This window comes from Nocardia aegles (assembly GCF_052545135.1).
Genome location: NZ_JBQWRI010000001.1, coordinates 388,082 through 409,930, shown reverse-complemented (window position 1 = coordinate 409,930; position 21,849 = coordinate 388,082). Strand labels below are relative to the sequence as shown.

Here is a 21,849-nt window from a genome sequence, read left to right as displayed (position 1 = left end):
ACAGCTGGTTACGAGTCGCTCAGGTCGCGTGGTTACGAGTCGCTCAGGCCTCGGCCGAGGTCTCGGCGGCCTCGGCGCCGGGGGCGGCCTGCGCGAGCAGCTCCTGCTCCCACTCGGCCAGCGGCTCGCCCGCGCCCGCCTCCGGCTTCTCGTCGCCCGAGGACAGACCGGCACGTGCCTGCACGCCCTCGGCCACCGCGGAGGCGACGACCTTGGTCAGCAGGGCCGCGGAACGGATCGCGTCGTCGTTGCCCGGGATCGGGTAGTCGACCAGATCGGGGTCGCAGTTGGTGTCCAGGATCGCGATGACCGGGATGTTCAGTTTGCGCGCCTCGCCGACGGCGATGTGTTCCTTGTTGGTGTCGACGACCCAGATGGCCGAGGGCACCTTCTGCATGTCGCGGATACCGCCGAGGGTGCGCTCCAGCTTGTTCATCTCACGCGTGAGCATGAGGATTTCCTTCTTGGTGCGACCCTCGAAGCCACCGGTCTGCTCCATGGCCTCGAGCTCCTTGAGGCGCTGCAGGCGCTTGTGCACGGTGGAGAAGTTGGTGAGCATGCCACCCAGCCAGCGCTGGTTGACGTAGGGCATCCCGACGCGAGTCGCCTCGGCCGCGATCGACTCCTGGGCCTGCTTCTTGGTGCCGACGAAGAGCACGGTGCCACCGTGGGCGACGGTCTCCTTGACGAACTCGTAGGCCTTGTCGATGTAGGTCAGCGTCTGCTGCAGGTCGATGATGTAGATGCCGTTGCGGTCGGTGAAGATGAACCGCTTCATCTTCGGGTTCCAGCGCCGCGTCTGGTGTCCGAAGTGTGCGCCGCTATCGAGCAGCTGCTTCATGGTTACGACAGCCATGGCTCCCGTATCTCTCTTTCGTTTGCCGGTTGACGCAGCGAATCGGCGATCCGCTGCCCTGGCGCCACCGAATCGTCGGACCCGACCACGAAGGTGGGGACCAGCCGGCGATTCCCTGTTCCGAACACGCTGCCGCGAACCCAAACAGTCTCGAGCTCGATTCGAACAGCGCCGCTATGAACAAGCACGGGTGGCGCGCGAAGTCGGTCCATGCACCCACAGACCGCTCGATCAGTTTACGACCTCCCGGCACCAGATCTAAATCGGTCCGGTCCGGAGGCTTGGACCAGGCGAAACGGCAGCTTTCCACACTTGTGCCGGTTGTCCCCATTCCACGGATCGAGTGCTCGGCGACCCCGCAACCACGGAAGGCTGGAGCCCATGAAACCGATCTCCACCGCCACCACCTTCCTCGTTCCGCTGTTCTTCGTGCTCGGCGTCGTCACCGCGCCGCCGGCCGGGGCCGCGACGTCTGCCGCCGACGCCGTGCGCGGGGCGTGCACGGGGTCCGTGTGCCTGCCGTCTCTGTCCGGCCTGCTTCGGCGCGCGCCGCTGCCCTTCCGGCAATCCGGACTCGGTGCCGGTGGGGACGACCGACATGACACCAGTTCCGCCGGTGGTGAGCTGTGCGCACCACCCGCGCCCCTCTGCGGGTCGTGATCGGATCTGCTGGCCGGCACGAATGAGCAGGTCGAATGACCTATGGCGGGGTCGGCGCCTTTCCTCGGCGCTGGCGCTCGGCCTCGCCGCCACCGTCGCGACGATGCCGACCGCGACCGCGCGACCCGAAGGGCGGTTCGGCTGGCCGCTGCAACCGCGCCCCGCGGTGGTCCGGCACTTCGACAAACCCGCGCAGAACTGGCTACCGGGACATCGCGGGGTCGATCTGGCCGGCACCGAGGGGCAGGCCGTGCTCACCGCGGGCGAAGGGATCGTCGTTTTCGCCGGAACGGTGGCCGGCAAGCCGGTCGTGTCCATCGACCACCCCGGCGGGCTGCGCACTACATATGAGCCCGTTCGCGCCGAAGTTCCCGTGGGAACGCGGGTCGGACGCGGGGTCCGGATCGGCGCGCTGGAGTCGGGGCACCCGGGATGCGTGACGGCGTGTCTGCACTGGGGAGCCCGCGTCCAGGGCGGTCGCCGCCGCGACCCTGAGTATCTGGACCCCCTCGGGCTTCTGCACCTCACTGCCCTGCGGCTCAAACCGGTGCGGCCTGGATCCGGAGCCGGCCGATCCGCCGCTTCGCCGCGCATCGGGCGGCGGCCACGTCGACCCCGACCGGCGTGTTGTCGGCAGGAGGTGGCGAGACCGTAGAGCGTGGGGTGAAGATCGTGGCATGGCGGATGGGCTGGAGCCGTTCACGTACTCCGAACTCGGCGCGACCCGAGGCGTGCTGCCGGAGGGTTACCACGGGTTGCGGCTGCGGCGACGCCTCGGGCGAGGACGTGCGCTGTTCGAGCAGGCGGGTGCGCAGATTCTGGCCTACCGCGTGCAGAAGGACACCGGAATCTTCCGATCCGCCGATACCCCGACTGCCGAGCCCGGCACCGCCGTCACGGTGCGGCTCGGACGCGGTCCGTTCGGAATCACCGCCCCGTGTCGTGTGGTGTATGTCCTCGACGAACCCGACCGGCGGGGTTTCGCCTACGGAACCTTGCCCGGCCACCCCGCCTCCGGAGAAGAATTGTTCGCCGTCGAGTACGACCCCGCCGACGACATGGTCTACGGGCTGATCGTCGCGTTCTCCCGCCCCGCCGCCTGGTACACCCGGCTCGGCGGACCCGCGGTACGGCTGATCCAGCGCTTCGTCGCCGGCCGATACCTTGCGACATTGCCGACATCTGCGTGAAGACGGAGTACACGCCAAACATGCCCAGCTGCCATGACCAGCGGGCCGGATCGACCGCGGCGAAGTGACGACGCACCGGCCCGACCCGCCATCGCGCGGGCCGCGCCGCCGCGCGCGGCGGGCACAGTCGCCGGAGTGATGTTCGGATTCGTCGAAGGTCTGCCCGCCCAGATGCCGACGCACTACCCGGCGCCGCTCTCGCGCCGCACCGGAATCGCGGTCGGCCGCTTCTCCGGCCGGAGGCGGGGGAGAAAGACGCGAACTACGGCGTGACGATCGCGAAATCAGGGTCGGGAGCGTCGAAGACGTCGACCAGCTCGACGAGTTTGGTGACATCTCCCTCGATGACGATGTCCCCCGCGGCCGCCGCGACGCCGAAATCGTCGCCGGCCAGCAACACGCGGATCAGGGTGGCCTTGGTCAGGGTGAAAGTGGCGTCGGCTTCCGGGAGGGTCCTGCCGGAAGCGACGTCGTAGTGCGTGAGGCGGCCGTTGCGCAGTTCCAGCCGGTGGGTGCGGTCTTGGTCGGTGAGGATCCAGTCCGTCACCAGCCGATGATCCCACGCCTTGGGGCCGTCGACGCGCAACGCCAGGGCGTCGAAGATCTGGTCGACGGACAGGGCCGCCGCCAGCGTGGCCGATTCGGTCTTGGTCGGCGTGCCGAACGAGCCGTAGCGCAACTCGTAGGCTCCGCTGAGATAGAAGTTGCGCCAGGTGGCGTTCTCCGCGCCGTAGCCGAGTTGTTCGAAGGTGCTGGCCTGCAATTGTTTCGCGACATCGTTATCCGGATCGGCGAAGATGACGTAGTTGAGTACCTGCGCCACCCAGCGGTAATCCCCGGCCTCGTAGGAGGCCCGCGCTTTGCGCAGTACTTCGTCCGCGCCGCCCATGAATTCCACATGTCGCCGGGCGGATTCGACCGGCGGATGCTCCCACAGATGTGCGGGGTTGCCGTCGAACCACCCCATGTAACGCTGATAGACGGCCTTCACGTTGTGACTGACCGAGCCGTAATACCCGCGGGTGTGCCAGGCCTCCGCGATGGCGGGCGGGAGGGTGACCAGCTCGGCGATCTCCGCGCCCACGTAACCCTGGTTCAGCAGGCGAACGGTCTGGTCGTGCAGATACCCGTACAGATCCCGTTGCAACGAAAGGTATTCCACCAAGCGGTCGGTGCCCCAGGTCGGCCAATGGTGTGAAGCGAAGACGACGTCGGAGTCACGGGCGAACAGGTTGATCGCCTCGGTCAGGTATCTCGCCCATACCTGCGCGTCACGCACCAGCGCACCGCGCAAGGTGAGCACATTGTGCAGCGTATGGGTCGCGTTCTCCGCCATGCACAGCGCGCGGTGGTCGGGGAAGTAGAAATTCATTTCCGCGGGTGCTTCGGTGCCGGGCGTGAGCTGGAAGACCATCCGTATGCCGTCGATCGTCTTCTCTTCGCCGGTGGCGGTGATGTCGACGGTCGGCGGGATCAGCGTGACCGTGCCGACCGACGTGGTCTGCCCCAGCCCGGAGCCCACCGCGCCCAGCGGTCCGCGCGGCAGCACGGCGCCGTACATGTATCCCGCGCGGCGCGCCATCGCCGTGCCCGCGTAGATGTTCTCCGCCACCGCGTGTTCCAGGAATCCTGCGGGCGCCAGCACCGGGCAGCGGCCCGCCTGGACCGCCTCGGCGCTGGTGACGCCGCACGCGCCGCCGAAATGGTCGGCGTGCGAATGGGTATAGATCAGACCGGTCACCGGACGGTCGCCCCGGTGCGCGCGATAGAGCGCGAGACCGGCCGCGGCGGTCTCGACCGAGATCAGCGGATCGATCACGAGGACTCCGGTCTCGCCTTCGACCAGCGTCATATTGGAGATGTCGAAACCGCGAATCTGATAGATCCCCGCACCGACCTCGTACAACCCCTGTCGCACCGCGAGGCCGGACTGCCGCCACAGGCTCGGATGTACCGATGCCGGGCAGGGTTCGCGCAAAAAGGAGTAGGAGTCGTTGTCCCAGACGACGGTTCCGTCTGCTGAGGTGATCACCCCGGGATCCAGCGCGGCGATGAATCCGCGATCGGCGTCGGCCAGATCGGTCGTGTCGGCGAATGGCAGTGCGGCGGCCGCACGCTCGTGCTCCGCGACGATGAAGTCGCTCGGCTCGCTCGCTGTGCACATGTCGTCCTCCTGTCGTCTCGGCCAATCTTGCTGGGCCGCTGCCCGGTCAGGGCAGCGGTTCGGGGAAACCGGCCGCTGCCGCGGCCAGCGCCACCACGACCACCGCCACGGTCGTCGCGGCGATGACGCGGCCGCCGTGGGCGTAGCGGCCCCGGCGAAGACCACGGTTGCGCAAATAGCAGGCCCCCGTCAGCGCCGCCATCGCGATCGCGGCGCCGATGGGCGCCGCCGCGGCCGCGTGCCATCCGCTGCCGAGAGCCTGATGCAGAAACAGCGTGCCGACGACCATCGCGGACACGGCGGTGCGCCGCCACGCCAGTGCGGTGCGTTCGGCGGCCAGATGTGGCGCCCTCACCGCAGCAGCACCGCCACCGCCGCCAGCACGGAGAGGATCGCGATGCCCGCCGACAGGATCGGCACCAGCACCGTCTCCGGCAATGGATCGCCGCGCCGCATGGCCCCGCCGATGCGCCGCCAGTGCCCGTACGCGCCGATCGCGACGACCGCCGCCAAGACCAAGCAGCTGAGCGCGATCGCGCGCCGCAATCCCGCGATCCGGAACGATTGGACCAGTGTGTGCACCGCGACGCCACCGGCCAGCAGGCCCAGCGAAGTCCGCATCCAAGCCAGGAAGGTGCGCTCGTTGGCGAGGGTGAAGCGGTAGTCGAGATCCTCCTCGCCCTCTTCCGAGTCGGCTTCGGGGTTCGGCAGCGTCACGCCGCCTCGGTTCGGGTCGAACGACAGCGGGCCGCCGCCCGCTTGTGCTTCGCGAGCCGGTTCCGCTCGCCCGTGCCGGGCCTGCATGTCGTTGCGTGCAGCGGTGTTCCGATGCACAGGTCGACGCCGGACTGCACGGTGGTCACGACGCACCACGTTAGTGGGCAAAGCTCGCGGCGCACCATCACCGGCGGCGGGAACCCGCCTGATCCCGGTACCCGCGCTGCGCACGTTGCGCGGGCGAGGCCGCATACGGTCGGGCGGTCCGGATGGTCGCCCCAACGCCCGAACGCTTCCGGACAAATCAGCAATCCGATTCTCCAGGTGCGTCCGGGACCGGGAAATGCTCGGGTAGAACGCCAGAGATCGCGCGATACCGGCAGTTCACAGCATTCTTCAGCGGCGCAGTTCCGGTCGGCGACGATCACGGGCACACTCCATCACTTAGAGCGTTGGCAAACGATCCGCTACGTCAGGCTAACCGTCGCCGCGCCGGACCGTCCACGTGCCCCGCGCGCCCGTGACCGGGTGGTTATGCGGATGGGACGTCAGATCGCGACCACGTCGTCGAAGGCCATCGCCGGCCGCGCGACGGATGCGGATATCACCGCACGCCGCGGCCGGCCGAGCGACCGGAGTTCCGCGGCGAGCGCGTGGTCGCCCAACGCCGATTCCGCCCCGCCGAAACGCGCTCGCATGCCGGACGGCCGCATTTCCCAGCGCGTGCGGCGGGTGACGCCGTCGATGTGCGAGTAGGCGTCGAACGAGGCGGCGGCGCGGTGATTCGGGGTCGCGAAACCGGGCCGCACAGTGAGGTCCGCGATTCGCTGCCCGTTCTGCTGCCGCGCGCCGCGGCGCGTGCGGCCTGCTCTGTATCCGTTTCGCCATCTCAGGAACGCGTTTCACGATCGTCACTTGCGGAAGAACCCGATACCCGCGACTCTTGCCGAGGTTCGGGTGCATTGCGCAGGCGCGCTTCCAGGCCATCGAGGACGCACAGCAAGCCGAAGTCGAACGCCATCGCACGCGCGGCCTCCTGATCGGTAGGCACGGTCGTCCGATAGTCCGCGACCATCTCGGGGTAGTCGCCTGCCACCTCCCGCATCACGCGCAGCATGCCGTCGGCGTCGAGTTCCATCCCTTTGGACACCTTGTCCCAGGCAATCTCCGGGATCACCTGACCGAGGACGAAGCACATCACCATCCGGCTGGCCAGATAGATGTCCACGCCATGAAAACCCGCCTGGACGAACGCGCGGCGCAGCCGATCGCTCAACCGCAGCGAGTTCGGGCCGATACTGGGGAGTTGCCCGACCAGCGAGGCCATCCAGGGGTGCTCCCGGATGGACGCGCGCAAGCTGTAGGCGAAGGCGTTCAGCAGCTCGCGCCAGGACGCGTGCTCCGGCTCCGGAATCCGCACCAGACCCCAGAACTCGTCGAGCACCAATTCGAGCAACTCGTCCTTGTTGGAGACGTGCCAGTAGAGACTGGTCGCTCCCGCGCCCAGTTTCGCGCCGAGCTTGCGCATGCTCAGCGATTCCAGCCCGTCGGCGTCGAGAATCTCGACGGCCGCCGCGACGATCTGCTCACGGCGCAGACCGGGCGACTTGGGCCGGCGCGGCTGCCTGGTCCATACCGACGCGAACTGCTTGGTCACAACACGATCTTATCGTCGCTCGCACACCGTTCCCATTTATCGAACGCTGTGCGAGTGGATCGAACATTGTGCGAGATCCCCGGCGCTGGTGGGTTCTGGGGGTCCTCTGTCTGTCCTTGCTGGTGCTGATGCTCGACAGCACCGTCCTGAATCTGGCCATTCCCTCGTTGATCCGGGAACTGGGCGCGACGCCGTCGGATATCCAGTGGATCCTGGACGCCTACGTACTGGCCTTCGCTGGACTCCTGCTCACCGCGGGAAGCCTGTCCGACCGGTTCGGCAGGCGACGAGCACTGATCACCGGCCTTGCCGTGTTCGGGGTGGCGTCGCTGGCCGCCGTGCTGGCGACCGAACCATGGCAGGTCGTGGCCGCCCGTGTCGCGATGGGCGTCGGCGGATCGCTGTTGATGCCGTCGACGCTGTCGATCCTGATGACCACCTTCGCCGAGGACGAACGGCGTACGGCGATGTCGGCGTGGTCGACGGTCTCCATGGTCGGCATCGTCGCCGGACCCACGCTGGGCGGCTTCCTGCTCCAGCACTACTGGTGGGGCTCGGTGTTCCTGCTCAACATCCCGGTGGCGGTGCTCGCGATCGTGGCTGCCGTCGTGCTGATGCCGGAGACCACCGGCGAGCAGCGGCCGGTCGACCTCGTCGGCGTCGCGCTGTCCATCGTGGCGCTGAGCGCGACGGTCTACGTGATCATCGAACGGGAATGGAACATCGGTGTACTCGCGCTGGCGGCCGCCGCGGCGGCCGCCTTCGTCGTATGGGAGAGCCGATCGGCCCATCCGATGCTGCCGTTGGCGGTGTTCCGCAGCCGCGATTTCACCGGCACCTGCCTCACCCTGCTGCTCATGGTCTTCGGCATGGGCGCGGTCATGCTGATGCTCACGCAGTACCTGCAGTTCGTACTCGGCTACGGCCCGATGAAGGCCGGATTGGCGCTGCTGCCGTACGCCGTGGCCGCCGCGGTGTGCAACGGCCTCGGCGCGACGCTCGGCAAGACCCTGAGCAACAAGACGCTCGTGGTATCCGGCCTGCTCGTCATGGGAGCGGCCTTTGCCATCCTCGCGTTCGGAAGCGGCTATCTCTGGGTACTGGTCAGCATGCTGGTAATGGGGGTCGGCGGCGGTCTGGCGGGTCCGGCCGCCTACGCGGCCATCATGAGCGCGATTCCGCTGGAGCACGCCGGTGTCGGCTCCGCGATGAACGACACGATCCAGCAAGTCGGCATGGCGATCAGCATCGCCGTCCTCGGTAGTGTGCTGGCCGGGGTGTTCACCTCGAACATACCCGCCGACACGCCCGACGCGGCGCGTGCATCGATCGGCGCCGCGTTCCGGCTCGGCTATGTGGAGCCCGCCAAGGATGCCTTCACCGCCGCCATGTCCAGCGGCGCGTGGATCAGCGCCGGATTCTGCATCGCCGCCGCCGCGCTCGGCGCGGTACTGCTGCGCACCCGGCGTCCGCAACCAGCCGACCACCCGGACGCGGCTCCGGTCGCGCACGGCTGATCATTTCGGGGTGCCGCGCCGGCCGGGTGAGCTCATCGTCCGGCGCGGCGTCGCCGAACTCGACCACCGCATTCGGTTCGCGCAGAATAGCGATTCCGATTTCTCCGCGCCTCCTCCGGTATGAATGATTCCGACCCGGAGGCCGATGGCCTCTCGTGCGTGCTCCGAGCAGAGTTGGGGGTGTGTTCACACTGCGGCCTTCAACAAACGAGGGCTGGTGAAGCAATCAACCACTGGAGACATCATGATCACGAACAAAATGCGTGTAACGGCGGCAGCGGTAGCGCTCGCACCGATCATCGCCCTCGGTTCAGGTTTCGCTTCCGCCGCCCCGGACGTAGCACCGGGACCGGTGCAAGTGGCGGATCATCCGGTACCCGTTCAGGTCGAGCCGGCGACACTGGGCCTGATTTGGCCGCTGGGCATTTTCTGCGCTCCTCTGTTGCTGCTTCCGCCGGTGGCCAACGCGGTTGCCGTGGCCGTTTGCGCCGCCTGACCGCGTTTCGCCAGAAGCGCGTCGAACACGAGTGCGCCTCGGGTGGTCTCGTCGACCCGAGGCGCCTCACTTCTGCCCATCTATTCCCGCCGGACGAAGAAATTCGATCGGGCTCGGCCGGTGAACATCCGGGAATCGACGGTGACGCACGAACGAGTGCGGTTGAATAACCGGATGACCAAGTTCAGGAAACTCGTGGGCGCCGCGGCCGCACTCGCCGCGATGACGGCGCCGTTCGGAGCACCTGGGACCGCGCAGGCCGCGACGCCATCCGTTCTGGGTGGCGGCTCCGGCATCGTCGTCGGCGGTCAGAACATCTGCACGCTCACCACCATCGGACACGACTCCGGCGGTCGGCTGGTCGGGTTCACCGCCGGGCATTGCGGTGACGCGAATGCCGCCATCGTCCCGGAGAACGACCGCGACGCCGGTACCGTCGGCACTGTGGTCTACGCCGGCAGCGACCTGGACTATGCCGTGATCGAATTCGATCCGGCGAAAGTAGCGCCGGTCAACCAGGTGGGCGGAACCACTATCACCGGGCTGGGCGGGCCCGCCCGCCCCCCGGACACCGTCTGCAAGGAGGGCAGGACGACCGGCCGGACCTGCGGACCCGCTTATGGCGACATGTTCACGGGCGGCAATTCGACCTGGGCGCAGACATGTGTCGTCGAAGGTGATTCGGGCGCTCCGCTCGTCGTGGGGACGACGCTCGTCGGGATGGTCAACGGTTATTTGGCGGTGCCGTGCCTTGGACCGGAACTCGGCACCGACATCACCGCCATCACCGCCGACGTGAACGCACGCGGCGGTGCCGGAGCCGGTTTCCAGCCGATTTGATCGATTTTTCTTTTTCGGTCGGGGCCTTATCTCTCCTGGTCGGAGACGATGCCGAATTCGATAGCGCGCTCGACCAGGAAAAGTCGCTTCTGATTCGGGGGTAAGGCTTCGACCTGGAATATGCGGAACAGCGCCCGCATATGCGTCTTGACCGTGGAAAGGCTCAGACACAAATTGTCCGCGATCTGCTGGTTCGAGGCAGGGTACGAATACGCGTCGCGCGCATCGTAAGGGCGGCACAGCGCCTCGAGGACCACATACTGGGCCGGGGTGAGTGAATTACGGGTCGGCAGCGGTGAATGGGCGAGAGTCATTTCCTCGTCGAACGATTCGTCGACCCGGAACACGAATACCGATCGACCCACCCGAATCATATCGCCGGAGCCGAGCTTCCGCCGTCCGCCCACCCGTTCGCCATTGACGAATGTCCCGTTCTTGGACAATCCGTCGTCGACAATGACCCAGCATCCGCCCACGCGCTCGAGAATGGCGTGCAGCCGGGATACGGTCGGGTCGGAAGTCACGATGATGTCGGCGGCGCCGGACCGGCCGATCGTCATTCTGGCCGCGCCGCCGTCGAGGAAAATCTCACGCGCCCCGTCCGCTGTCACGGGCTGCGGCGACGTGGAAGCGATGGCAGAGCGGCGCCACGCGGACTGCCCCACCAGCGGGTACAGTTCGCGACGCAGAGCCTGTGGTCCGCTGGACGTAGACATCGCTCGTCTTCCCACTCGAAGTACGCCGTGAACTGCGGGCACTGATTCGCTACCTCAAGGGTGCGCTTTCTCGGCGCCGATCACATGCGTATTCGACTACTTCGATGCGCGAGCGAGGCAGTACCGGACCGCAGTGCACGACAAGAGGCACAAATCCAACCGATCGGTCTGGATAACGCCGGTTCCAGTGGGGACAGTCCAGAAAGTCGGAGTGAGCGTCCTCATTCGACCGCGCACCGAGGACCACGGCGCCCACGCCGTGGCACCCCGGCGACAACGATCGGTACCCGGACGTGTGGCCTACGGACCCAGCTGGGCCGGCTGTCCCCGCCGAGTTGCTCGCGGCCCTGGTCGACGAATACGACGGGACCGTGGTCGGAGACACGCCGGGCTCGGCACGAGCAGGGGCATGGCGGAGGTCGTGCGCGAATCCGGGCTGCGCGGAGAGACCGTCGTCTCGGTGGTCCGGTTGTACGTCGTCCCGGTCCCGCGGCGGCGGGGTGGGTTCGCAGCTGCCGACCGCTGCCGCGCGCAAGGCCACGAGTCGGGTACAGCCGGACAACGCCCGTTCGCGGGGCCTGCGCCACTGTTTCCCACCAGCGTCTCAGGCGCGAGGATGGGCCTGGTCGTGCACTTTCTTGAGCCGGTCGATGGAGACGTGGGTGTAGAGCTGGGTGGTGGCCATGCTGGCGTGTCCGAGGAGTTCCTGGACCACACGCAGGTCGGCACCACCCTCGAGCAGATGGGTTGCGGCGGTGTGCCGCAGACCGTGCGGGCCCAGGTCCGGCGCTCCGGGGATGGCCGAAACCACCTCGTGCACAACAGTTCTGGCCTGGCGCTGGTCCAAGCGCCTGCCCCGGCGGCCGAGCAGCAGCGCTCGACCCGACGCTGCGGTGGCGAAGGCGGGGCGTCCGCAGCGCATCCAGTTGCCGACCGCCTCGTCCGCGGGCGCCCCGAACGGCGCCGAACGCTCCTTGTTGCCTTTGCCGAGCACACGCACCACGCGCCGTTCCCGGTCCACGTCCTCGATATCCAGCCCGCACAACTCACTGACCCGTATGCCCGTGGCGTACAGCAACTCCACGATCGCCCGATCGCGCAGCGCCATCGGGTCTCGCTGCGCCGCACCGGATTCCGCCGCATCCATGGCGCCGAGCGCCTGTTGCCGCCCGAGTACGGCGGGCAGCACGCGATGCGCCTTCGGCGAACCCAACCGCAGCCCGGGATCGACCGGCAGCCGACCGGTCCGGGTGAGCCAAGCGGTGAACGTCCGCGCCGAGGACGCCCGCCGTGCCACGGTAGTTCGCGCCGCCCCTGCGGCGGCTTGCCGAGCCAGCCACGAACGCAGCAACATCAGGTCCAGCTCGCGTATCGCCGAATCCGCCGACCGCGCGTACAGATGCTCCAGCAAAGATCGCGCGTCCCCCAGGTACGCGCGCACCGTGTGTTCCGAGCGGTCGCGCCCGAGCCGCAGATACCTGCCGTACTCCGCCAGCAGCGCTTCCAGATCGTCGGGCAGTGCCTCCATACCTCCACCGTTGCGACTCGTGGCGCGGATGGCAAGCGACCGCGCCGAACCCGCTCATCGGCGCGGTGCCGTTCGGTGCCAACCGCTTTCATCAGTGGCCACCAGACCCGCCAATTCGAGAGCGGACAACATCGCACGAACCACCGGAAGCGACAATCCGCACTGCCGGGACACCTCCAGCGGCAACCGCGAGCCGATCCGCGGCAGCGCGGCGAAGACCAGCGCCTCCTCTCCGGTCAACTGATCCTCCGGATTGCCACCCGATGCCGCGGCCGCTGGGATCGACAGCCGCAACGGCCCTGCCTCGTCGACGACTTCGTCGGCCCGGGTCACCAGCAGCGCTTCGCCGTCGCGGATCATGCGATGACAGCCCACCGAAGCGGCCGAGGACACCGGCCCCGGCACGGCCATGGCGGGACGGCCCATGCGGCGTGCCCATTTGACGGTGTTCCGCGCGCCGCTGCGCAGCCCCGCCTCGACGACGAGCACGCCATCGGCGAGAGCGGCGATAATGCGGTTCCTGGCCAGGAACTGGTGCTTCCGCGCGACGACGCCGGGCGGGTACTCGCTGACCACCAAACCGGATTCGGCGATATCGGCCAGCATGCGCTCGTGCTGCGCCGGGTAAGGGCGGTCGATGCCGCAGGCCAGCACGGCGATCGTGTCACCCGCCACGGCCAGCGCCGCCCGGTGCGCCATGCCGTCGATACCGAACGCCGCTCCGGACACGATTGTCCACCCCTGCGCAGCGAGGTCGCTCGCGATCTCCCCCGTGACCCGGTTGCCGTATCCGGTGCTGCATCGCGCCCCGACCACCGCTACCGCGCGTTCAGTGGTCTCCAGCAGCGAGCGCGGGCCCCGCACCCATAGCACGAGCGGCACGGCGCCGTCGCGATCCATGCCCGGGTCGAGCTGGGCGAGGCCGAGCATGCGCCAGGCAGGCCATTCCGGGTCGTCCGGCGTCACCACGCGCCCGCCGATCCGCTCGATGATCTCGAGGTCCCGCGCGGCGACGTCGATGTCGCGGCGCTGCGCCGTGGGCCCGCGAAGCGGTTCGGGCAGCGCGCACTCCCGTACGGCACGTGCCGCCTCGATGACCCCGACCGACTCGATGAGGGCCGACAGCGGTGCACACGGCCCCTGTACCACCCGTGACAGGTACACCCACGCGAGCCGCCGGTCGTCGCGATCGCCGGACGGCGATCCGGGCCCGCTGACCGACATGCCGGCCACCGCGGGCCCGGGCACGTTCGCGACCGAAGGTGGGGTTGCCACAGACCCATCTCTGATCTCGAGCCGGTTCCTCCTCGCGGGCAGCCCCGCGGATACCGGCACCTCCTCGACGGCGGCCACGTCCACCGCCGCAGGCACGGCTACGGCGGCAGCAACGTCCGTGTCCCGAGGCACGTCCGCGGCGGTGGGTACGTGGGCGGTCGCTGGTATCTCGGCCCCCGCGCCTTCGGTAGGCATCACCGCGTTCATTGGTCACCTCGCTGGCGGAAGTTCAATGCGGACAGTACGTCCTGTACCGAGGGCAGTTCGCCGCCCCGCAGATCGCATATGGTCCAGGCGACGCGGATAGCTCGGTCGGCGCCTCGCGCGGACATACGACCGAGACGCAAAGCGGCCTCGACGGGGGCGAGCGATTCACGCGGCAATCGGAACCGTTGACGCAAGAGATGGCCGGGTACTTCGGCGTTGGTGAGCCATCCGTATTCGCCCCAGCGGGCGGCGGCGGCGCGCCGCGCGATCGCGACCCGGCCGCGAACAATCTCGCTGCTCTCGGCCGCATCGGTGCTGAACGCCCCACCGGACTGGCCGTGCATCCGCACCCAGATGTCGATCCGGTCCATCAGCGGCCCGGACAGTTTGCCGAGATACCGGCGGCGGGCCAGCGGCGCGCAGATGCAGTCGACGTCGCGCGCCGGAGCGCACGGGCACGGGTTGGCGGCCAACACCAGCTGGAAGCGGGCCGGGTACCGCGCGACGCCGTCGCGCCTGGCGATACGCACTTCCCCTTCTTCCAACGGCGTTCGCATCGCCTCCAGCACCTTCGTGCCGAGTTCGGCGCATTCGTCGAGGAACAGGACGCCGCGGTGCGCCCGGCTGACCGCGCCCGGCCTCGCGGTGCCCGAACCGCCGCCGATCATCGCGGTCACCGAGGTCGAGTGGTGCGGAGCGACGAACGGCGGCGCGGTGATCAACGGGTGATCACCGGCGAGCGTGCCCGCCATGGAGTGGATGGCGGTGACCTCCAGCGCCTCGGGCTCGGTGAGCGGTGGCAGCAGTCCCGGAAGACGTTGGGCCAGCATGGTTTTACCGATGCCGGGCGGCCCGGTGAGCAGCAAGTGGTGCCCGCCTGCCGCGGCCACTTCCAAGGCCCAGCGGGCTTCTTCCTGCCCCACCACCTCGCTCAGATCGCCACCCTGCCGCACCGTGTCCGGCAGCTCGCCGTCCGGCTCATCCAGCGTGCCTTCCCCGCGCAACCAGGCCACCACCTCGCGCAGGCTGCGCGCCCCGAAGACCTCGATGCCCTCGACCAGCCCGGCCTCGGCCAGGTTCACCGCAGGCACCACGACAGTCGACCAGCCTGCCTTACGCGCGGCGATCACCGCGGGCAAGATCCCGCGGACCCGCCGCACCCGGCCGTCCAGCGCGAGTTCGCCGAGCAGCACCGTCTTCGCGAGCCGTTCGGAGGTCACCGAGCCGGACGCGTCCAGCACCGCGATCGCGAGCGCCAAGTCGTACACGCTGCCCAGCTTCGGCAAGGTCGCGGGCGACAGCGCGAGAACAACCCGGCCGTCGGGCCACTTCTCCCCCGAGTTCGCCACCGCGGAGCGGACCCGGTCACGAGACTCCTGCAACGCGGTGTCGGGGAGCCCGACCAGGTGGACCGATGGCAAGCCCTGTCCGATATCGGCCTCGATCTCCACGAGCAGACCGTCCACACCGGTGACCGCGACCGAATGCGCCCGCCCGAGGGCCATTCAGAACACCGCCTCGAGATGGTCGATGACCGGTGTACTCCCCCGCGCCACCAGCACCGACACCACGTCGAACCGGATGCGCCGCCACGGCCCGTCCTGCTCGGCCAGCCACAGCAGGGCCAGCCGCCGGATCCGCTGCCGCTTGGCGAACGTGACCGACTCCGCAGGAGTGCCGTAGCCCAACCCGGACCTGGTCTTGACCTCGACGAACGCGGTCACTTCCCCGTCTCGCGCGATCAGATCGAGCTCGCCGTATCGGCACCGCCAATTCCTGGCGATGATTTCCATCCCGGCGGCACGTAGAAAGTCCGCCGCCAGTTCCTCCCCGTGCGCGCCGAGCGCCTGTTTGTCTGTCACCCGGCCAGCGTGCGCCGCAACCGGCTCAGGTCAGCGCCGCCGACCTGCGGAATCGGAAAACCTGTTGATAACCGAGTCGCTGTGCAGAACTCCCGCCGGGCTCACTCGGGCAAGCGCAGGTCCGGCTTTTCCAGCTCCTCGATATTGACATCCTTGAAGGTGATGACCCGGACGTGCTTGACGAAGCGGGCCGGGCGGTACATGTCCCACACCCACGCGTCGCTCATCCGCACCTCGAAATACACCTCGCCGTCCGCGTTCTGCGGCCGCAGCTCCACGGAATTGGCCAGGTAGAAGCGGCGCTCGGTCTCCACCACGTACGAAAACTGACCGACGATGTCCTTGTACTCGCGATACAGCGAGAGCTCCATCTCGGTTTCGTACTTCTCGAGGTCTTCGGCACTCATCGGGTGGGACATCCTCCTTCTCGCCGCATCGCGTCGTGTGGTGACATCATCGCGCATGCGCTGCGTCGGTAGCTACTCGGCCAGCCGTACGCCCATTCGGAAACTGCTCCGCCAGCGCCTCGTCCAAGCCCTCGGCCAGCACGGCGTCCGCGACATCGGCCGCCGCCGCGACCGGGCGCAACCCGGCGGCTTCCCGCACGTTGCGCCAGGAGCGGCGGTGCTCGCTGCTCGGGCCGAGACGATGCAGCGCGGCGGTGTGCTCGGGCGTGTTGTAGCCCTTGTGGGCGGCGAAGCCGTAGCCGGGGAACCGCTGGTCCAGCTCGACCATGATGCGATCCCGGGTGACCTTGGCCAGGATGCTGGCCGCCGCGATGCAGGCCGCCGCACCGTCACCCCCGATCACCGGCAGCGAGGGCACCGGTATGCCCGGCACCCGGAATCCATCGGTCAGCACATAGCCGGGAGTGTGCGCGAGGCCGGCCACGGCGCGGCGCATCCCTTCGATATTCGCGACGTGGATGCCGATCGAGTCGATCTCCCAGGCCGGGATGACGACCACCTGGTAGGCCAGCGCCAGCCGGATGATCACCGGGTACAGCTCCTCGCGGGCGGCCTCGGTGAGCTTCTTGGAGTCGTCGAGGCCGGCCAGTTTGTCGTACGCCTTCGGCGCGAGCAGGCACGCCGCCACCACGAGCGGTCCGGCACAGGGGCCGCGCCCCGCCTCGTCGACACCCGCGACCGGACCCAGACCGCTGCGGATCAACGCCGCCTCGAGCGTGCGCAATCCTCCGGCCCTGCGCATCACCACACGCGGCGGCCAACCGTTACCCACCGGCACTCGACCTTGCCCCACCGTCCAATTATCCTGCGCCCGCCGTGATCAGTTCTGCTGGGGATTCTCCGAGCGCACCGGGCCGATCCGGCCGGGCGGCCAGATCTTGAACACCGCCTTGCCGCGGACGTTCTCCACCGGAATGGTGCCCTGCAGTTCGTCGGTGATATGGGCGCGGGAGTCGGCGGACTGGTTGCGATTGTCACCCATCACCCACAGATGCCCCTCCGGCACCTTCACGGGCTTGAACTCACGTCCGCCGGAGGCGTTGTACGGCTGGCCCGGCACATACGGGGCGAGGTACCGGGCGTACGGCTCGTCCAGCGGCTTGCCGTCCACTATGACCCGGCCCTGCGAGTCGCAGCACTCCACGGTCTGGCCACCGACGGCGATGACGCGCTTGACCAGGTCGTTCTCGTCCGGCGGCACCAGGCCGAAGAATGAGAAGAAGTTCTGCACGCCCCGGACCGCGGGGTTGTCCGAGCGGATCGACTGGTAGCGGGTGTTCCACGACGGTGGGCCGACGAACACGACCACGTCGCCCGGTTGCGGGTCGCCCCAGTAGTAGCTCAGCTTCTCCACGTAGATACGGTCACCGGTGCATCCGGCACATCCGTGCAGCGTGGTTTCCATCGACTCCGAGGGAATGACGTACGGCCGACCGACGAAGGTGACCATCAACGCGGCGATCACCGCGGCGATCACGATGAGGATCGGGAGTTCCTGCCAGAACGGCCGCTGCTTCTTCTTCGCTCGCCGCTTGCCGCGACCCGCCCGCGTACTCTCGTCGCCCGATTCGGACACCGACACCGACCCACTTTCGTCTGCCACGCCGAACAGATTAGCCCGGCAGCGAAACCGAAGTCCGATGCCGGGCTGAGGAAGATCTGCTGTGCCGAAAAGCTAACTCAGCGCTTTTCCTTGATCTTGGCGGCCTTGCCGCGCAGATCGCGCAGGTAGTACAGCTTGGCGCGGCGGACATCACCGCGGGTCACGACATCGATGTGGTCGATGTTGGGGCTGTGCACCGGGAAGGTGCGCTCCACGCCGACACCGAACGACACCTTGCGGACAGTGAAGGTCTCGCGGATGCCACCACCCTGGCGACGGATCACGACGCCCTTGAAGACCTGGATGCGCTCCTTCGAGCCTTCGATGACCTTCACGTGCACGTTCAGCGTGTCGCCCGGCCGGAAGTCGGGAACGTCGCTGCGCAGCGACTTCTCGTCGACGAAGTCAAGGGTGTTCATTTCCATCCTTATGGTTTCGCGCGAACAGAGGACCCTAGCGGCACTGGGCGTGCTCAGCCGGTTCATGCTCCGATCAATGGGGTGCGCCGGGTCGACAACCACCCAGGGCAACCTGAGCATTGTGCCAGATCGGCGCGGTGCGGAAGAAATCGACCCTGGTGGCGGCGAGTCGGCGACTCTTCACGCTACCCCGACGCGGCACGGTCTTGCAGCGCCAGATCGTGACCACAACCGCAGCGCGCGGAGACCATGCGACACAGCGGCAGCTCCGGGAAACTCATGCCGCAGCGATCGTCCGCGGCCGCGGCCCCGGACGAAGGCTCCGCCGAGCGCGTTCATCAGCGGTTCTGCTCGCCGGATGTCGCGTCCTGCTCCAGCGGCGGGCTGGGCGTGTGCGGCGGGCCGTGGTGGGAATGCCAGAACAAATGCTCGCGGTGCGGGGCGGGCGGAGCGGGCACGACCGTGCGGGTGAGTTCCGCCTCCGCCGCCGTGCGGACGTGCTCGACGTCCGGTTTTCCCGCGACCAGATCCTGCACGAAGATCTTGACGCGGATGACCGGGCGACGGTAGCGCCGTTCCCGGACGATGGCCCGGTACATCAGGCGCCTTCGGTCGCCGTAACGCCAGCGCGCCCAGGGCGCTCCCGGGCGGCTCAGTCGCAGCGCACCGACGACCAGCAGCGGGAGGAAGAACATGCCGAACAGGCCGGTCCAGATCTTCCCCTTCGCGATCACCACCGCGGCGAGAGCCAGATTGACCACGGCGAACCCGACGACGAAGGCGCGGACCTCGGTGCTCGGACCGTGCCGGAAGTCGTTGATGTCCAGCATCCACAGCGGGTGGAAGCCGAGCAGCAGCAATCCCGTCACGGCGAGCGCGACGAACACCGCGTCCACCGATGTGCGCCCCTGCTCTTCCCAGTAGACGTCGCGCAGATAGAAGATCAGCGCGAATTCGTCGAGCACCAGCGCGGCGCCCACGCCGAAGAGCGCGGCGAGGATGCCGGCCGTGGCGGCGTCGGCGCTCTCGTACTGGGCGACCATGCCGACGCCGGAGGAGAGCACCAGGATCACGCCGAACACCATGTGGTGGATGTGCGTGTCACCGGCCCGCAGGTTGCCCGGCCACCAGCGCACCCGTGCGCGGATCAACCGGACGCTGACGCGGATGAACAGGAATCCGACGATGAATCCGAGCAGGAAGCACAGCAACGGCAGCCGCCCTTGGGCGATCACGTCCTCGTGGAGCCACCGTTGCATAGCCGCTACTTCCTCCCGCGGACCGGACTACTGGCCGAAGCCCGCCCTGCGCAACGCGTCCGCCATGGCGCCGCTCGGTGCCGGTGCGTTGCGACGCTGGTTGCCACCGCGCCCCTGTCCTTGATTGCGGTTTTGGCCCTGCTGCCTGTTCTGTCCATTCTGCCGCTGCCGCTGATCGCCGCCGCCGGATCGGCCGCCCTGCCCGCGCTGCCGGTTGTCGCCGCCCTTGGCGGGTGCGCCGGGCTCGTCGTCCAAGCGCAGGGACAGACCGATGCGCTGGCGCGCCACGTCCACCTCCAGCACCTTCACCTTTACCACGTCGCCGGACTTGACCACTTCGCGCGGATCCTTCACGAAGTTGTGCGACATGGCCGACACGTGCACCAAGCCGTCCTGGTGTACGCCCACGTCGACGAAAGCGCCGAAGGCGGCCACATTCGTCACCACACCCTCGAGCACCATGCCCGGTTTCAGGTCGGCGACCTTCTCCACCCCTGCGGCGAACTCGGCGGTCTTGAACTCCGGTCGCGGGTCGCGACCCGGCTTCTCCAGCTCGGCGATGATGTCGGTCACGGTCGGGACACCGAAGCGGTCGTCGGTGAAATCGCTGGCGCGCAGCGAACGCAGTGCCGTGGTGTTGCCGATGATCTCCGCGATGCCGCGTCCGGTCGATTCGAGGATGCGCCGCACCACGGGGTACGCCTCCGGGTGCACCGCCGAGGTGTCCAGCGGATCCTCGCCGCCGCGGATGCGGAGGAAGCCCGCGCACTGTTCGAACGCCTTCGGGCCCAGCCGCGGGACATCGAGCAGAGCGGTCCGGCTGCGGAACGGGCCGTTGTGGTCCCGGTGCGCCACGATGCTCTCCGCCACCGACCCGGCGATACCGGAGACCCGCGACAGCAGCGGCACGGAGGCGGTGTTGACGTCGACACCCACCGCGTTCACCGCGTCCTCGACCACCGCTCCCAGCGAACGAGCCAGCAGTGATTCGGACACGTCGTGCTGGTACTGGCCGACACCGATGGACTTCGGGTCGATCTTCACCAGCTCGGCCAGCGGATCCTGCAGCCGCCGCGCGATGGATACCGCGCCGCGCAACGACACGTCCAGGTCGGGCAACTCCTGCGACGCGTAGGCCGACGCGGAGTACACCGAAGCGCCCGCCTCGGAGACCACGATCTTGGTGGGCTTGTTCTCCGGAATGCGTGAGATCAGCTCGGCGGCAAGGGCGTCGGTCTCGCGCGAGGCGGTGCCGTTGCCGATGGCGATGAGTTCGACGCCGAATCGGGCGACCAGCGCGCCGAGCACCGCCAGCGACTTCTCGGTCTGGCCCTGCGGTTTATGCGGGTAGATCACCTCGGTGGCGACCACCTTGCCGGTGGCGTCGACCACCGCCACCTTCACGCCGGTGCGGTAGCCGGGGTCCAGACCCATCGTCGTGCGGGTGCCCGCGGGGGCGGCGAGCAGCAGATCGCGCAGATTCGCGGCGAACACGTCGACCGCGTCCTTCTCCGCCGCCTGCCGCAACCGCATCCTGGTGTCGATACCGAGGCTGACCTGCAGCTTGGTGCGCCAAGCCCAGCGCACGGTGTCCAGCAGCCAGGAGTCGGCGGGGCGGCCCCGGTCGGCGATGCCGAAGCGAGTGGCGATGCGGCCCTCGTAGACGGTGCGCTCGCCCGGCTGCGGCTCCTCGGTGTCCGGCTCGAGGTGCAGGGTGAGCACCTCCTCCTTCTCGCCGCGCAGCAGCGCGAGGACGCGGTGCGAGGGCAGCTTGTCGAAGGGCTCGCTGAACTCGAAGTAGTCGGCGAACTTCGCGCCTGCCTCCTCCTTGCCCGGGCGCACGGTCGAGGTGATCTGCCCGCGGTTCCACATCAGTTCGCGCAATTCGCCGACCAGATCGGCGTCCTCGGCGAAACGTTCGACCAGGATCGCCCGCGCGCCGTCGAGCTGCTCGGCGGTGTACTGCGCCGGATCGGTGGCCGGATCCTGGATCAGGGCGTCGGCCACCGGCTCGTGCCCGGCCTCGCGCGCGATCTGTGCCTTGGTGCGCCGCTTCGGCTTGTACGGCAGATAGATGTCCTCGAGCCGGGCCTTGGTCTCGGCGAGCAGGATCTGCCGGTGCAGGGCGTCGTCGAGTTTGCCCTGGCCCCGAATCGATTCGATGATCGCGGCCCGGCGCTCGTCGAGTTCGCGCAGGTAGTGCAAACGCTCCTCGAGCACACGCAGCTGCGCGTCGTCCAGACCGCCGGTGATCTCCTTGCGATACCGGGCGATGAACGGCACCGTCGAGCCCGCGTCGAGCAGCTCGACGGCGGCGCGCACCTGGGTCTCGCGCACCGTGAGTTCCTCGGCGATGCGACTGTTCACGCTGGCTGGGCCCGCGGTGTCGGAGCGTGGCACGGCGGGTGTGGACTCT

At 68.3% G+C, this 21,849-nt stretch carries 23 protein-coding genes; 6 read left to right on the top strand and 17 right to left on the bottom strand.

The window, feature by feature from the left end; all coding sequences use genetic code 11:
• Positions 1-43: 43 nt before the first annotated feature.
• Positions 44-856: a 30S ribosomal protein S2 gene (gene rpsB, locus ACT89H_RS01940; protein WP_355069923.1), complete on the bottom strand. Its 813-nt coding sequence runs from the start codon at positions 854-856 to the stop codon at positions 44-46.
• A gap of 381 nt (positions 857-1,237) precedes the next feature.
• Here rpsB and ACT89H_RS01935 point away from each other — a divergent pair, with 381 nt between their 5' ends.
• Genes ACT89H_RS01935 through ACT89H_RS01925 form a run of 3 tightly spaced genes read left to right on the top strand, consistent with a single transcriptional unit; the run spans position 1,238 to position 2,706 of the window.
• Positions 1,238-1,516 (top strand): hypothetical protein, encoded by a 279-nt coding sequence (locus ACT89H_RS01935; protein ID WP_445106717.1) that lies wholly within the window; start codon positions 1,238-1,240, stop codon positions 1,514-1,516.
• Positions 1,517-1,538: 22 nt separating this feature from the next.
• The gene (locus ACT89H_RS01930; protein WP_445106716.1) at positions 1,539-2,171 is read left to right on the top strand and encodes a M23 family metallopeptidase; all 633 of its coding nucleotides are present in this window, start codon (positions 1,539-1,541) and stop codon (positions 2,169-2,171) included.
• Between the two features lie 22 nt (positions 2,172-2,193).
• Positions 2,194-2,706: a DUF1990 domain-containing protein gene (locus tag ACT89H_RS01925; protein ID WP_445106715.1), complete on the top strand. Its 513-nt coding sequence runs from the start codon at positions 2,194-2,196 to the stop codon at positions 2,704-2,706.
• A 262-nt stretch (positions 2,707-2,968) separates the two neighbouring features.
• On the opposite strand, the gene ACT89H_RS01920 is transcribed toward ACT89H_RS01925, so the two are convergent.
• The 5 genes from ACT89H_RS01920 to ACT89H_RS01900 all read right to left on the bottom strand — a co-directional run bounded on the left by ACT89H_RS01920 (position 2,969) and on the right by ACT89H_RS01900 (position 7,244).
• Positions 2,969-4,870 carry an alkyl/aryl-sulfatase gene (locus ACT89H_RS01920; RefSeq protein WP_445106714.1) on the bottom strand — a complete coding sequence of 634 codons (1,902 nt, stop codon included), beginning with the start codon at positions 4,868-4,870 and terminating at the stop codon, positions 2,969-2,971.
• A gap of 46 nt (positions 4,871-4,916) precedes the next feature.
• Complete coding sequence (locus ACT89H_RS01915) at positions 4,917-5,225, bottom strand: DUF202 domain-containing protein (protein ID WP_445106713.1); 309 nt, start codon at positions 5,223-5,225, stop codon at positions 4,917-4,919.
• Positions 5,222-5,587 carry a YidH family protein gene (locus ACT89H_RS01910; RefSeq protein WP_445106712.1) on the bottom strand — a complete coding sequence of 122 codons (366 nt, stop codon included), beginning with the start codon at positions 5,585-5,587 and terminating at the stop codon, positions 5,222-5,224. Before ACT89H_RS01910 ends, ACT89H_RS01915 begins: the two co-directional genes overlap by 4 nt.
• A gap of 548 nt (positions 5,588-6,135) precedes the next feature.
• Positions 6,136-6,396 (bottom strand): hypothetical protein, encoded by a 261-nt coding sequence (locus ACT89H_RS01905; RefSeq protein ID WP_445106711.1) that lies wholly within the window; start codon positions 6,394-6,396, stop codon positions 6,136-6,138.
• An 80-nt stretch (positions 6,397-6,476) separates the two neighbouring features.
• Complete coding sequence (locus ACT89H_RS01900; protein ID WP_445106710.1) at positions 6,477-7,244, bottom strand: TetR/AcrR family transcriptional regulator; 768 nt, start codon at positions 7,242-7,244, stop codon at positions 6,477-6,479.
• Between the two features lie 68 nt (positions 7,245-7,312).
• Between ACT89H_RS01900 and ACT89H_RS01895 the strand changes: the two genes are divergently transcribed.
• The 3 genes from ACT89H_RS01895 (at position 7,313) to ACT89H_RS01885 (ending at position 10,097) form a co-directional block, all read left to right on the top strand.
• Positions 7,313-8,761, top strand: a complete 1,449-nt coding sequence (locus ACT89H_RS01895; protein WP_445106709.1) for an MFS transporter — start codon at positions 7,313-7,315, stop codon at positions 8,759-8,761.
• Between the two features lie 217 nt (positions 8,762-8,978).
• On the top strand, positions 8,979-9,257 hold the full coding sequence (locus ACT89H_RS01890) for a hypothetical protein (RefSeq protein ID WP_379251464.1): 279 nt from the start codon (positions 8,979-8,981) through the stop codon (positions 9,255-9,257).
• Positions 9,258-9,431: 174 nt separating this feature from the next.
• Positions 9,432-10,097, top strand: a complete 666-nt coding sequence (locus tag ACT89H_RS01885) for a chymotrypsin family serine protease (RefSeq protein WP_445106708.1) — start codon at positions 9,432-9,434, stop codon at positions 10,095-10,097.
• 26 nt (positions 10,098-10,123) lie between these two features.
• Here the strand turns inward: ACT89H_RS01885 and ACT89H_RS01880 are convergent, their stop codons facing one another.
• From ACT89H_RS01880 to ACT89H_RS01830, 11 genes are all read right to left on the bottom strand, one after another.
• Complete coding sequence (locus ACT89H_RS01880) at positions 10,124-10,762, bottom strand: FHA domain-containing protein (RefSeq protein WP_445106707.1); 639 nt, start codon at positions 10,760-10,762, stop codon at positions 10,124-10,126.
• A 655-nt stretch (positions 10,763-11,417) separates the two neighbouring features.
• The gene (locus tag ACT89H_RS01875; protein ID WP_445106706.1) at positions 11,418-12,341 is read right to left on the bottom strand and encodes a tyrosine-type recombinase/integrase; all 924 of its coding nucleotides are present in this window, start codon (positions 12,339-12,341) and stop codon (positions 11,418-11,420) included.
• Positions 12,342-12,395: 54 nt separating this feature from the next.
• Entirely contained in the window at positions 12,396-13,565 is a 1,170-nt protein-coding gene (gene dprA, locus ACT89H_RS01870; protein ID WP_445107330.1) for a DNA-processing protein DprA, read from the bottom strand.
• A gap of 254 nt (positions 13,566-13,819) precedes the next feature.
• On the bottom strand, positions 13,820-15,328 hold the full coding sequence (locus tag ACT89H_RS01865) for a YifB family Mg chelatase-like AAA ATPase (RefSeq protein ID WP_445106705.1): 1,509 nt from the start codon (positions 15,326-15,328) through the stop codon (positions 13,820-13,822).
• Positions 15,329-15,685, bottom strand: coding sequence for a YraN family protein (locus tag ACT89H_RS01860; RefSeq protein WP_445106704.1), 357 nt, complete (start codon positions 15,683-15,685; stop codon positions 15,329-15,331). It abuts the gene before it with no gap.
• Between the two features lie 101 nt (positions 15,686-15,786).
• Positions 15,787-16,092, bottom strand: coding sequence for a DUF2469 domain-containing protein (locus ACT89H_RS01855; protein WP_011210678.1), 306 nt, complete (start codon positions 16,090-16,092; stop codon positions 15,787-15,789).
• Between the two features lie 46 nt (positions 16,093-16,138).
• Positions 16,139-16,945, bottom strand: a complete 807-nt coding sequence (locus ACT89H_RS01850; protein ID WP_445106703.1) for a ribonuclease HII — start codon at positions 16,943-16,945, stop codon at positions 16,139-16,141.
• Positions 16,946-16,972: 27 nt separating this feature from the next.
• The gene (gene lepB, locus ACT89H_RS01845; protein WP_445106702.1) at positions 16,973-17,755 is read right to left on the bottom strand and encodes a signal peptidase I; all 783 of its coding nucleotides are present in this window, start codon (positions 17,753-17,755) and stop codon (positions 16,973-16,975) included.
• Between the two features lie 77 nt (positions 17,756-17,832).
• Positions 17,833-18,174, bottom strand: coding sequence for a 50S ribosomal protein L19 (gene rplS / locus ACT89H_RS01840; RefSeq protein ID WP_011210681.1), 342 nt, complete (start codon positions 18,172-18,174; stop codon positions 17,833-17,835).
• A 338-nt stretch (positions 18,175-18,512) separates the two neighbouring features.
• Complete coding sequence (locus ACT89H_RS01835) at positions 18,513-19,433, bottom strand: hypothetical protein (protein ID WP_445106701.1); 921 nt, start codon at positions 19,431-19,433, stop codon at positions 18,513-18,515.
• A gap of 27 nt (positions 19,434-19,460) precedes the next feature.
• Positions 19,461-21,833: a Tex family protein gene (locus tag ACT89H_RS01830; protein ID WP_445107329.1), complete on the bottom strand. Its 2,373-nt coding sequence runs from the start codon at positions 21,831-21,833 to the stop codon at positions 19,461-19,463.
• Between the last annotated feature and the right edge of the window lie 16 nt (positions 21,834-21,849).

Excerpts from the sequence above, each read along its gene's own strand:
- ACT89H_RS01925 (WP_445106715.1), top strand. The coding sequence starts at position 2,194 with ATGGCGGATGGGCTGGAGCCGTTCACGTACTCCGAACTCGGCGCGACC.
- ACT89H_RS01855 (WP_011210678.1), bottom strand. The coding sequence starts at position 16,092 with ATGAGTGCCGAAGACCTCGAGAAGTACGAAACCGAGATGGAGCTCTCG.
- ACT89H_RS01885 (WP_445106708.1), top strand. The coding sequence starts at position 9,432 with ATGACCAAGTTCAGGAAACTCGTGGGCGCCGCGGCCGCACTCGCCGCG.
- ACT89H_RS01920 (WP_445106714.1), bottom strand. The coding sequence starts at position 4,870 with ATGTGCACAGCGAGCGAGCCGAGCGACTTCATCGTCGCGGAGCACGAG.
- rplS (WP_011210681.1), bottom strand. The coding sequence starts at position 18,174 with ATGAACACCCTTGACTTCGTCGACGAGAAGTCGCTGCGCAGCGACGTT.
- rpsB (WP_355069923.1), bottom strand. The coding sequence starts at position 856 with ATGGCTGTCGTAACCATGAAGCAGCTGCTCGATAGCGGCGCACACTTC.
- ACT89H_RS01935 (WP_445106717.1), top strand. The coding sequence starts at position 1,238 with ATGAAACCGATCTCCACCGCCACCACCTTCCTCGTTCCGCTGTTCTTC.
- ACT89H_RS01930 (WP_445106716.1), top strand. The coding sequence starts at position 1,539 with ATGAGCAGGTCGAATGACCTATGGCGGGGTCGGCGCCTTTCCTCGGCG.
- dprA (WP_445107330.1), bottom strand. The coding sequence starts at position 13,565 with ATGTCGGTCAGCGGGCCCGGATCGCCGTCCGGCGATCGCGACGACCGG.
- ACT89H_RS01865 (WP_445106705.1), bottom strand. The coding sequence starts at position 15,328 with ATGGCCCTCGGGCGGGCGCATTCGGTCGCGGTCACCGGTGTGGACGGT.
- ACT89H_RS01875 (WP_445106706.1), bottom strand. The coding sequence starts at position 12,341 with ATGGAGGCACTGCCCGACGATCTGGAAGCGCTGCTGGCGGAGTACGGC.
- ACT89H_RS01835 (WP_445106701.1), bottom strand. The coding sequence starts at position 19,433 with ATGCAACGGTGGCTCCACGAGGACGTGATCGCCCAAGGGCGGCTGCCG.